Source organism: Duganella sp. GW821-FHT07F09 (assembly GCF_059418705.1).
In genome coordinates, this window is record NZ_JBWKQJ010000005.1 from 486,861 (window position 1) to 498,360 (window position 11,500).

An 11,500-nucleotide genomic window follows, 5' to 3' on the forward strand; every position below is an offset into this window, starting at 1 on the left:
AAGCCCATGAAAAAAACAACCTGCTCCGCCGTCGTCCTGCTATCCGTGTTGGCAGTGCTGCCCCTGCCGTCCTACGCGCTCAACCCGGTGATTCAAACGATGTACACCGCCGATCCCGGCCCGATGGTCCACGACGGCACGCTCTACCTGTTTTCCAGCCACGACGAAGAGGTCGGCGAACCCAACAACTTCAACATGAAGAACTGGGTGCTCGCCACGACGACGGACATGGTGAACTGGACCCAGCATGGGGTGATCGCCTCGCTGCGCGACTTCCCGTGGGCCGCCAAGGAGATCTCCGGCTGGGACGGTTTTAACAACGGTGCCTGGGCGCCACAGGCGATCGAGCGGGATGGCAAATGGTATCTCTACGCCCCGGTGCAAGGCCGCGGCATCGGCGTGCTGGTGGCCGACAGTCCCCTCGGCCCCTACACCGACCCCATCAAAAAGCCGCTGATCGCCGGCCACGCCGGCGGCCTGTACGACAGCATCGATCCGACCGTCTACATCGACGACAAGGGCCAGGCCTATCTCGCCTGGGGCAATCCCAATCTGTGGTCGGTCAAGCTGAACAAGGACATGATTTCCTACGACACCAGCGTCGGGGAGAAAGGCATCATCGGCCACCCGATGACCGTCAAGGCCTTGGGCGAGCGCACCCCGCCGGACACGCAAGGCGTGACGCTGCCAAAGCCCGCCCTGCGCGGCACGTCCTACGAAGAGGGGCCCTGGCTTTATAAACGCAAGAATCTCAACTACCTGTTCTTTGCCGGCGGTCCCATCCCCGAGCATCTGGCCTACTCCACCGGTCCCACGCCGGAAGGCCCGTGGACCTACGGCGGCGTGATCATGCCTCCGCAAGACGCCTTCACCAACCATCCTGGCGTGGTGGATTACAAGGGCAAGACCTACCTCTTCTATCACAACGCCGCGCTGCCGGGCGGCGACGGCTTCAAACGCTCCGTGGCCGTCGACGAGTTGAAGTTCAACCCGGACGGCTCGGTGCCGATGGTGCAACCGACCAAGGAAGGGCCGGCGCCGATCGCGACCCTCGATCCCTACAAGCGGGTGGAAGCGGAGACCATCGCATGGTCGTCCGGTGTAAAGATCGAGCGCAGCAGCGCAGGCGGCCAGAATGTCTGGAACATCCACGACGGCGACCATATCCAGGTGCGCAATGTCGACTTCGGCGCAACCGGCGCGCGCGCCTTCACGGCCAGTCTCTCCAGTAAGGCCAACGCGAAGCAAGCCACCGGCGCCAAGATCGAGATCCGTTTGGGCAAGCTCGACGGCCAGTTGATCGGCACCCTGCCGGTCTCGGGCACCGGCGGCGAATGGCAGCCGCAGTCGGCGCAGGTATCGGCCGCCCCGGGCGTCCACGATCTGTTCTTCGTGTTCCGCGGCGCGGCCGGCGAAGAACTGTTCAAGTTCGATCACTGGAAATTTGCCCCGCGCGATGCGGCGGACGCTTCTGCCGCCTCCCCGCCCCTACCGGCGCACCCCGCACATAATCCCCTGATCTGGGCCGACGTGCCGGACATCGCCATCATCCGCGTAGGAAAAAACTACTACATGAGCAGCACGACGATGCACATGAGCCCGGGCCTGCCGATCATGAAGTCGACCGACCTGGTCAACTGGCGCATGGCCTCCTATGCCTACGAGACGCTGGCCGACGACGAAGCCTTCCGCCTCGAAAACGGCAAGAACGCCTACGGCGCCGGCTCCTGGGCCAGCAGCCTGCGTTACCACGACGGCGTATTCCATGCCTCGACATTCTCGGCCAACACGGAACGCACCCACATCTACAGCACGCGCGATCCGGATCGCGGTCCGTGGAAAGAGACGAGCTTCAAGCCATCCTTGGGCGACCACAGCCTGTTCTTCGACGACGACGGCCGCGTGTACATGGTGTACGGGGGCGCCCGCATCTCGCTGGTCGAGATGCTACCCGATCTCTCCGGCGTCAAGCCCGGCGGTGTGAACAAAGTCATCGTCGAAAACGTCAACGCCCTGTTCGGCCCCGACCAGGGCGGGCTCAAAGGCGAGGGCTCGCAGCTCTTCAAAGCCAACGGCCGCTACTACCTGTTTAACATCGCCTCGCCCGGCACCCGCTGGGCGCGCACCGCCATCGTCCACCGTGCCGACACCATCGACGGTCCCTACGAGGGCCGCATCGCGCTCGACGATCGCGGTATCGCCCAGGGCGGCCTGATCGACACCCCGGAAGGCAAATGGTATGCCTATCTGTTCAAGGACAACGGCGCCGTCGGCCGCATCCCCTACCTCGTGCCCGTGACCTGGACGGACGGCTGGCCCGTGCTCGGCAAGGACGGCGAAGTGCCGATGACGCTCGACATTCCGGCCGGCGGCCAAGGCGCGTCCGGCACCTCCGGCATTGTCGCCTCCGATGAATTCTCCCGCCGGCCCGGCAGCCCCGCCCTGCCCCTCGCCTGGCAATGGAATCACAATCCCGATCCGCGCAACTGGTCGCTCACCAGGCGCGCGGGCTACCTGAGCCTGGTCACGGGCCGGGTCGACGCCAGCCTGCCGGAGGCCAGGAACACACTCACCCAGCGCGCCTTCGGTCCCGACAGTTCGGCCACCACCCGCATCGACGTCAGCGGCATGAAGGACGGCGACTGGGCCGGCCTGTCCGCTTTTCAGAGGAAGTATGGTTTTGTCGGCGTGAAAATGAGCGGCGGCGTCAAATCGCTCGTCATGGTGAGCGCGGACTCGGACAAGCCCGAGGAGATCGCCTCCATTCCCCTGTCCGGCACAACCGTTCACCTCAAGGTGGAGGGAGAGTTCCAGCCTGCGCCTGAAATGGCCCGCTTCTCGTACAGCCTTGACGGCAAATCGTGGAAGGCCATCGGCCGTCCCTCGCGCCTCGAATACAGCTTCCCGCACTTCATGGGTTACCGCTACGCGCTGTTCTTCTATTCGACCAAGACCGCAGGCGGCCGTGTCGACTTCGATTACTACCGGATCGGGCAACGCGGCGCCACGCGCTGACTTCGATCTATTCTATTTTTTGTGAAAACTTATGTCCCTCATACCGCCGGAAACCAGTTTGCCGCCCAACGCAGAACGTGAGCCGCGTTGGCAGCGCAAGCACAATCGCTACGCCATCGGCCTTGTGATCCTGCTCCATCTGGCGCTGGGATTGTTCGCGTTGCTGTCGAACTCGCGGCCCTCGCCCAAGCCGGAGGCGCGCGCCGTCGATGTCGTGCTGTTCGAGGCGAAAGTGCCGGAGAAAAAAGCGCCCGAAACCGTGCCCGAGCCGCGCCCCGTCGAGCCTCCCCCAGTGCAGGTCCCTGCCCTGCCGGACCTCGCGCCCGTCAAGGTAGCCGAGGTCCAGGTGGCCCCGCCGCCCTTGGCACAGGCCATTCCGGCGCCGTCAGTTGTCACGCCACCGCCTCCTCCTCCTCCCCCTCCGCCGCCGCCCGAGGTCAAAGTGGCGGCCACGCCGCCCAAGCTGTTCGAGGAATGTGCGGACTCGCCGGACCGGAACATGGTTGCCGATGTCTATAACCTGCGCACCGGCACCCAATCGGTAAACGAAATGCGGCGACGCAAGCCGGTGAAGCGCGTCTGCCTGGCCCAGCTCAATATCGCGCCGCGCGATTTCCGCGAAGGTTTTCCGGGCCTGGGCACGACCACCGAATGGTTTGGCCTCGATATCCGGTTCACCGTCAACGTCGCCGAAGCCGGCACGTGGGAGCTGATGCTGTTGTCCGACGACGGCGCCATCCTCAGCATCGACGGACAGGACGTGATCAACAACGACGGCATCCATGGAGCGTCGCCGGAAACGGCCAAGGTGCAGCTCGACAAGGGCTTGCGCAACTTCCGCGTGCGCTATTTCCAGGGCCCGGGTTTCAACCTGGCGCTGATCCTTGGATGGCGCAAGCCCGGCGCGGCCGATTTCGACTATCTGCCGCGCAAGCTGATCGGACGACCGCCGGCCGACACGCTGGCGGCGCTCCACTCAAAAGAATGACCAGATTCAAGCCGCACGGCGGCTTTGTAGCAACCACTATCTTTGTAGCAAACCTTAATCACCACTGTCTGGAGACCCCTGTTGAACCTCATTAAACACAGCCTCGCCGTACTCGGCATGATCGCAGCCCCCGTTTTTGCCGCCGGCCAGGTCAGCGTCAGCATCGACGCCGCCAAACCCGGCCCGGTCATCAACAAGGACGTGTACGGCCAATTCGCCGAACACCTCGGCACCGGCGTCTACGAGGGCATGTACGTCGGCGAGAAGTCGACCATCCCCAACACCAAGGGCTGGCGCAATGACGTCGTCGGCGCGCTCAAGGAATTGCATGTGCCGCTGGTGCGCTGGCCGGGCGGCTGCTTCGCCGACTCCTACCACTGGCGCGACGGCATCGGCCCGCAGGATCAGCGTCCGGCCAACATCAGCGGCGGCCGCGTGGACCAGTTCAACGCCGTCGGCACCCACGAATTCTTCGACCTGATCGACATGCTGGGCGCCGACGCCTACATCAACGGCAACGTCGGTACCGGCACCGTGCAGGAGATGGCCGACTGGGTCGAGTACCTGACCGCGGACGGCGGCTCGCCCCTGGCCAGGCTGCGCGCCAAGAACGGGCGTGAGAAGCCGTTCAAGGTTGCCTATTTCGGGGTCGGCAACGAGTTGTGGGGCTGCGGCGGCAACATGAAGCCCGAGTACTACGCGGGCCTGTACAACAACTACTGGACCTTCCTGAGGACGCCCGAGCGGAACAAACCGGTAATGATCGCCGCTGGCGGCGAGATCTCCTGGACCGAGGTGCTGAGCAAGGAACTGAAGGGCCGCACGAACGGCATCAGCATCCACCAGTACACCATCCCGAGCGGTATCTGGGAGGTCAAGGGCAAGACCCTCGGCTTCAAGGAAGGCGAGTGGATCTCGACCCTTGCTGCCGCCTCGAAAATGGATAAGATCATCAAAGACCACTTGGCCGTACTGGACAAGAACGATCCGGAGAAGAAGATCGGGCTGATGATCGACGAGTGGGGCACCTGGTATGACGAAGAGAAAAACGCCCCAAGCGCCCTCTTCCAGCAGAACTCCCTGCGCGACGCGCTCGTGGCGGCGCTTAGCTTCAACATCTTCCATGAGCACGCGGAGCGGGTCCCCATGACCACCATCGCCCAGATGGTCAACGTCCTGCAGGCGATGATCCTGACCGACAAGGAGAAGATGGTCCTGACCCCGACCTACTACGCGTTCCAGATGTATGTGCCGTTCCAGGATGCCAAGACGCTGCCGCTGGCGATCAAGAACAACACCAGCTACACCCTTGGCGCGACCACCATCCCCGGCGTGAGCGCTTCGGCCGCGCGCGCCAAGGACGGCAAGGTATATCTGGCGCTGGTCAACACCGATCCGTCCAAGGCGGTCGATGTCGCCGTCGACGTCGCCGGCACGAAGGTCAAAGGCGCGGCCGGCAAGGTGCTGACCTCGGCCGCGATGGATGCGCACAACACGTTCCAAAATCCGCAGGTCATCAAGCCGTCGGCGTTCAGCGCGCGCGCGGCCGGTGGCAAGCTCTCGATCAAAGTGCCTGCCAAGGCCGTGATGGTGGTCGCTTTGGAGTAGTAAGCGCCCGGCGCGGGCAGGACCTGCGCCGGATTTCAGTTCAATAAGTATAAATAAGCAGGAGACATTGAAATGAAGAGACAAAATCTAGTCCTCAAATCCATTCTGATCGCTTTATTGGGAAGCGTCGCCAGCGTGCAGGCTCAGACGTATCCCAACTACAACACCAATCCGATTGCCGCGAATGCGACAGGCATGAACAGCAATGCTGTTCAGTTGGCTGCCAAAATAAAGCTGGGAACCAACATCGGAAACACGTTGGACGCCTACGGCTGCAGCACCCCGGCGGAGACTTGTTGGGGCAATCCGGCGGTTTCCGCCGCCTATGTGAAATTAGTGAAGGACAGCGGTTTCGATGCGATCCGGATCCCCGTATCCTGGGATCAGTACGCCGATCAGAACACAGGAAAAATCAGTGACGCCTGGCTTAACCGCGTGAAGCAAGTGGTGCAGTACGCGGTGGATAACGGGCTCTACGTGATCGTCAACGTCCATTGGGACGGTGGCTGGTTGGAGCGGAATATTACCGAAGAAAAGAAGGTCGCCGTCAACGCCAAACAGAAAGCCTACTGGGAGCAAATCGCCACGAAGCTGCGCGACTTCGACGAGCATGTCTTGTTTGCCAGCGCCAACGAACCCGAAGCAAAAACCACAGAGCAAATAGCCATCCTCGACGGCTTCCACCAAACGTTTGTCAATGCGGTTCGCTCGACGGGTGGTAGAAACGCGCATCGCGTGCTGGTGATCCAAGCCCCGTTGACCGACATCGATCGTGCCGCCAATGATTGGCATGCGATGCCGTCCGATACCGTGACGGGTCGTCAAATGGCGGAAGTCCATTTCTACCCATGGAGCTTCACGAACCAGTCTGAAGACGCGGATTACTCGCAGGCCTTCTACTACTGGGGCAATGGCTTCCATTCGACCACAGATCCTTATCGCAACTCGACTCGTGAGGAAGAGCCTTACGTCGATGCGCAATTTGCCAAGATGAAGACAAAGTTTGCGGACCAGGGAATTCCCGTCGTGCTGGGAGAGTTCGCCGCCGTCTTGCGCACCCAGCTGACCGGCGCCGACCTTGCCCTGCATCGCGCTTCGCGGGCGTACTACTCGCAATACGTCACCAAGGCGGCGCTGGCGAATGGCATGTTGCCGTTCTATTGGGAGATCGGGATGGATCCGGGCCTGCTGTTCAACCGTACCACGCCGGCGGTGGGCGATCAGCAAATACTGGATGGACTTTTGGTAGGAGCCGGGAAAGCAGTCGTATTGGGTACCGGTCCGAATAGCTGGACCCTGGGCGGCGGCGCTACGAACACCAGTACCGCCTCGAATATGCGATTCACCATTAACCAGGCGGGCGCGGGCGCCACCTACAATTTCACCAATCCCGTTAATTGGAGCGGCGCCACCCTGAACATGGTCCTCAATTTTGACCAGGCGTTTATTTCAAATCGAAATGGCGGGACGGATGGCTTCCTGCAGTTCTTTACCTACTCCGCCAACTGGGCCGCTTACGAGTTCAAGTGCTGGACCGCCAATCAAGCGCTGGTCGCGGGTCAGGATACGGCATTCACGTGTTCTGCTTTCGGCGTCCAGAATGCGGTGGGCGTGGGCATCCAATTCCCCGGTACGGCGGGTACGGTGACCATTAAAAAAGCAACCATCAAACTGGCTCAGTAAAATTTGAGCATCACCGCCGGCTTCTCTAGAAGCCGGCTTCTCGTTGACCGCCGGGGCTACAAGAGTCGCCCTCGCCGCAGAGACACTCAAACGGCCAAATATCTAGTGCGCTAGAGTCTGGTACAATAGATAAATGCAGACACCCAAACGATCGATCGGAACCAAGTTGTCCTTCGCGCTCTACGGCGCGGCGAACCGCATGTCGCGCCTTCATAAGCCACTGCTGGAACCGCTAGGTTTGACGTTTCCGCAGTATCTGGCGATGCTCGAATTGTTGGAAGAATCGCCGGTGCCGGTCGGCTTGCTTGGCGCACGCCTCGGCATGGATACCGGCACGATCACGCCGCTGGTGAAGCGCCTCGAAATCGCCGGCATGGTCACGCGGACGCGCGACCCGGCGGATGAGCGGCGCGTGATGGTCGACCTTACCACGCACGGACGCTCGCTTGAGATGCCGGTCCGCAGCGTCACCAGCCAGATCAAGACGCTATGCAAGTTGAGCGACAAGGACATGTATGACCTGGTCCTTACCCTGGAAGCGCTGGCCCATCCGGCGCCGGAGTGAAACCAACACGGGTTCTGTTACGCGGCAAAAGTCCTCCCTCCCCTCTTTTGTATCGCCGGCAATCGGCGAAGAGCCGCAGTATTTCTTATAGGAGAAAAACATGAAAATCGGCATAATCGGCGCGGGTAACATTGGCGGAACGCTCGCGCGCAAATTCGCGGCAAAGGGCCACCTGGTCAAACTGGCGGGTTCAAAAGGTCCTGAACAGATACGTGATCAGGCTGAAAAAATTGGCGCCAGTCCGGTCGCATCGCTCGACGCGGTGAAAGACGTCGATGTCGTCATCTTGTCCATTCCCTTCGCGAGCATTCCGGACGTTGACGCCTTGTTCGCGGATGTGCCTGCGCATGTTTGCGTGATCGACACGTCCAACTACTATCCGATGCGGGATCAAAAGATCGCCGACGTTGAGCAGGGCAAACCGGAGAGCGTGTGGACCGGCGAGCAACTCGGCCGGCCGGTCATCAAAGCGTTCAACGCGGTATTGGCGCATACGCTGTCGGCAAACGGCCGTCCAGCCGGCGCTGATGGACGTATTGCCATCCCGGTGGCCGGTGATGACAGTCGCAGCAAAAAAATCGCGGAACAACTGGTCGATGAAGCGGGATTCGATCCTGTCGATGCCGGAACGTTGGCCGAGTCCTGGCGCCAACAACCAGGTACGCCGGCCTATTGCACCGAGCTGCCGGTTGACAAGCTGCGACTAGCTTTAGCGTCGGCGGACAAGGATCGCGCTCCGGCGAATCGCGATGCGGTGATTGAAGAATTTATGCAGGCCACCACGCCGCCGACGCATGAACACACCATCGAACGCAATCGCGCGATCAGCGCGCCGCGCTGACCGTTCGCGTGTTCGTCACTCGCCCTGCGTCGAGCATGGCGACCAGCGGGATCGGGTACGAATATATCGATGTCTTTGCTGAAACGGCGGCCGTACCGCAACATCAGAACCGTGCCGCCGCCGAAAGTCCAGAAGGGATCGTCGCGGCCGTGCCTGCCGATCTCGCCGATAACCTTTAACGCCTGGGTGAACAACGTCTCCCAAGTGCGGGGAATTCCCGGAGCCCAGACCATTACCAGACCGCTCTGCATACTTTCCATTGTTTAGCCCCCTGGCTGAGATTCTTCACGATTTTTTTGGCCGGCACATCGGGCGTGGCCGCCTCGGCGACAGCTTTCACCACGATGGGCAATGGCGTCTCATCCAGCAAGGCCATTAAATGAGGCTGGAACTGCTCCGGCGCTTGGCCCGAACGCAGCATAGTCGATAGCATATCCGGCGTCACCACGTCCCGGTAGCTGGTACTGATGCTGCGTGCGGCGACCGCCAACGCGCTTTTCAAGCCGGAAGGCTGCACGGTTTCCATGTCAAGGCCAAGAATATCCATTACCGCCTTCAGCTTGGTGTAGCCGACGAAATGGCCGCCGGCCGCCTGGTCGCCTGGGGAACGGCGCAAGGACCTGTCATCGAATGCTGGGTATTACATGCATCGCGTCAGCTGGTGAGCCCCAAAGTGGGCACGTTCGTCGAATTTCTGTGCGATTACTTCGGCTAGCCCATCGTGCGGCGCACATTGTCCGGCCAGCCGCGCTTTCTCGCTATAATTGCTGCTTTCATCGCACCGGATCACGCCATGACTTTGCTAGCCCATCAGCTCGAACTGCTGTCGCCCGCCAAAACCGCCGACATCGGCCGGGAGGCCATTTTGCACGGCGCCGACGCCGTCTATATCGGCGGCCCCGCCTTCGGCGCGCGCCACAACGCCAGCAATTCGATCGAGGAAATCTCCAAACTGGTGGCGTTCGCCCACCGCTACCGTTCGCGCATCTTCGTCACGCTCAACACCATCCTGCACGACGCCGAGCTGGACGCCGCCCGCGCGCAGATCTGGCAGCTATACGAGGCCGGCGTGGACGCGCTGATCGTGCAGGACATGGGACTGCTGGAGATGGATCTGCCGCCTATCCAGTTGCACGCAAGTACCCAGTGCGACATCCGCACGATGGAAAAGGCCAAGTTCCTCGGCGACGTCGGCTTCTCGCAGCTGGTGCTGGCGCGCGAGCTGACCATCGAACAGATCCGTAAGATCCGCGCCGAGGTGGACACCCCGCTCGAATACTTCATCCACGGCGCGCTGTGCGTGGCCTATTCCGGCCAGTGCTACATTTCCCACGCGGACACGGGCCGTAGCGCCAATCGCGGCGACTGCTCGCAGGCCTGCCGCCTGCCGTATACGCTGAGCGACACCAAAGGCCGCGTGGTGGCGTACGAAAAACACCTGTTGTCGATGAAGGACAACGACCAGAGCCGCAATCTGGAGGCGCTGGTCGACGCCGGCATCCGCTCGTTCAAGATCGAGGGCCGCTACAAGGACATGGGCTATGTGAAGAACATCACGGCCCATTACCGCCTGCTGCTGGACGAAATCCTGGAGCGCCGCACGGAATTCACGCGCGCCGCCAGCGGCCGCACCGACATCCTGTTCACGCCGGATGTGGACAAGACCTTCCATCGCGGCCACACGGATTACTTCGCCCACGGCCGCGAAGGTGGAGAGATCGGCGCCTTCGACAGCCCGAAATACGTCGGCGTGGAACTGGGCACGGTCACGCGCATCGCCACCGACCACTTCGACATCACCACCAACGGGCCGATGGCCAACGGCGACGGCCTGAATTACATGTACAAGCGCGAATCGTTCGGCATCCAGGCCAACACGGTGAAGAAAATCGGCGCCAGCGCCGATGGCGAGCAGTGGCGCGTGTTCCCGAACGAGACGATCGGGCTGCTGACCGGTTTCAAGGTCGGCGCGTCCATCCTGCGCAACCGCGACCATCACTGGGAAGGCACGCTGAGCAAGAAGTCCTCCGACCGCAAGGTCGACCTGCACCTGTCCTTGAGCGAGCACGGAGACGGGCTGCGCCTGTCGCTGCGCGATGAAGACGGCATCGTCAGCGTAACCGACGCCGTCATCGCCTACCAGCCCGCACAGCAAGCCGAGCAGGCGGAAACCTCGCTGCGTGCCAGCCTGGGCAAGCTGGGCGGCACGATGTTCTCGGCCGCCAGCGTGGAATTGAGCCTGTCCAAACCGTGGTTCGTACCGGCTGCCGCGATCAACGCGCTGCGCCGCGACGCCATCGAAGCGCATGAAGCGGCGCGCCTGGCCGCATGGGACCGTCCGACGCGCAAAGCCGGCGCCGAACCGCCGGCGGTCTACCCCGACACCCAGCTCAGCTACCTGGCCAACGTCTACAACGAGAAAGCGCGCGCCTTCTACCACAAGCACGGCGTCAAACTGGTCGCCGCCGCCTACGAATCGCACGAGGAGCCGGGCGAAGTGCCGCTGATGATCACCAAGCACTGCCTGCGCTTCTCGTTCAACCTGTGCCCCAAGCAAGCCAAGGGCGTGCAAGGCGTGCAGGGCCAGGTCCGCGCCGAGCCGATGACCCTGGTCAGCGGCGACCACACCTACACCCTGCGTTTCGACTGCAAACCCTGCGAGATGCACGTCGTCGGCGCCATGAAGCCGGGCATCCTGAAGTCCCCTCCTCCGTCGAACATTCCGTACAGCCCGCTGGTCTTCCACCGCCAGCGCCCGCGCGCGGAAATATAGTCGCGATAAGTGCTGGATCAGCAGCTC

At 62.0% G+C, this 11,500-nt stretch carries 8 protein-coding genes and 1 pseudogene; 7 read left to right on the forward strand and 2 right to left on the reverse strand.

The genetic code is table 11. The features are described 5' to 3' along the window. Positions 1 to 6 precede the first annotated feature (6 nt). The 6 genes from AC07P1_RS16460 (at position 7) to AC07P1_RS16485 (ending at position 8,700) form a co-directional block, all read left to right on the forward strand. Positions 7 to 3,015 (forward strand): family 43 glycosylhydrolase, encoded by a 3,009-nt coding sequence (locus AC07P1_RS16460; protein ID WP_494696825.1) that lies wholly within the window; start codon positions 7 to 9, stop codon positions 3,013 to 3,015. Between the two features lie 31 nt (positions 3,016 to 3,046). Continuing rightward, positions 3,047 to 4,003 (forward strand): PA14 domain-containing protein, encoded by a 957-nt coding sequence (locus AC07P1_RS16465; protein WP_494696826.1) that lies wholly within the window; start codon positions 3,047 to 3,049, stop codon positions 4,001 to 4,003. 81 nt (positions 4,004 to 4,084) lie between these two features. After that, entirely contained in the window at positions 4,085 to 5,611 is a 1,527-nt protein-coding gene (locus AC07P1_RS16470) for an alpha-N-arabinofuranosidase (RefSeq protein WP_494696827.1), read from the forward strand. A 72-nt stretch (positions 5,612 to 5,683) separates the two neighbouring features. After that, complete coding sequence (locus AC07P1_RS16475) at positions 5,684 to 7,294, forward strand: cellulase family glycosylhydrolase (protein WP_494696828.1); 1,611 nt, start codon at positions 5,684 to 5,686, stop codon at positions 7,292 to 7,294. Between the two features lie 199 nt (positions 7,295 to 7,493). Further along, positions 7,494 to 7,859, forward strand: a complete 366-nt coding sequence (locus AC07P1_RS16480; RefSeq protein ID WP_494696829.1) for a MarR family winged helix-turn-helix transcriptional regulator — start codon at positions 7,494 to 7,496, stop codon at positions 7,857 to 7,859. A 100-nt stretch (positions 7,860 to 7,959) separates the two neighbouring features. Then, complete coding sequence (locus AC07P1_RS16485; RefSeq protein WP_494696830.1) at positions 7,960 to 8,700, forward strand: NADPH-dependent F420 reductase; 741 nt, start codon at positions 7,960 to 7,962, stop codon at positions 8,698 to 8,700. 74 nt (positions 8,701 to 8,774) lie between these two features. On the opposite strand, the pseudogene AC07P1_RS16490 reads toward AC07P1_RS16485, so the two are convergent. Together AC07P1_RS16490 and AC07P1_RS16495 are read right to left on the reverse strand one after the other, a co-directional pair. Next, positions 8,775 to 8,960 (reverse strand): annotated as a pseudogene (locus AC07P1_RS16490) (hypothetical protein); the annotation flags it as partial. Further along, on the reverse strand, positions 8,933 to 9,316 hold the full coding sequence (locus AC07P1_RS16495; protein ID WP_494696831.1) for a hypothetical protein: 384 nt from the start codon (positions 9,314 to 9,316) through the stop codon (positions 8,933 to 8,935). The gene AC07P1_RS16495 and the pseudogene AC07P1_RS16490, both read right to left, overlap by 28 nt. A 177-nt stretch (positions 9,317 to 9,493) precedes the next feature. On the opposite strand from AC07P1_RS16495, the gene AC07P1_RS16500 reads away from it, so the two are divergent. Next, on the forward strand, positions 9,494 to 11,473 hold the full coding sequence (locus tag AC07P1_RS16500; protein WP_494696832.1) for a peptidase U32 family protein: 1,980 nt from the start codon (positions 9,494 to 9,496) through the stop codon (positions 11,471 to 11,473). Positions 11,474 to 11,500: the final 27 nt, after the last annotated feature.

Coding starts and splice junctions, on each gene's coding strand:
- AC07P1_RS16460 (WP_494696825.1), top strand. CDS start 7: ATGAAAAAAACAACCTGCTCCGCCGTCGTCCTGCTATCCGTGTTGGCA.
- AC07P1_RS16465 (WP_494696826.1), top strand. CDS start 3,047: ATGTCCCTCATACCGCCGGAAACCAGTTTGCCGCCCAACGCAGAACGT.
- AC07P1_RS16475 (WP_494696828.1), top strand. CDS start 5,684: ATGAAGAGACAAAATCTAGTCCTCAAATCCATTCTGATCGCTTTATTG.
- AC07P1_RS16480 (WP_494696829.1), top strand. CDS start 7,494: ATGTCGCGCCTTCATAAGCCACTGCTGGAACCGCTAGGTTTGACGTTT.
- AC07P1_RS16485 (WP_494696830.1), top strand. CDS start 7,960: ATGAAAATCGGCATAATCGGCGCGGGTAACATTGGCGGAACGCTCGCG.
- AC07P1_RS16500 (WP_494696832.1), top strand. CDS start 9,494: ATGACTTTGCTAGCCCATCAGCTCGAACTGCTGTCGCCCGCCAAAACC.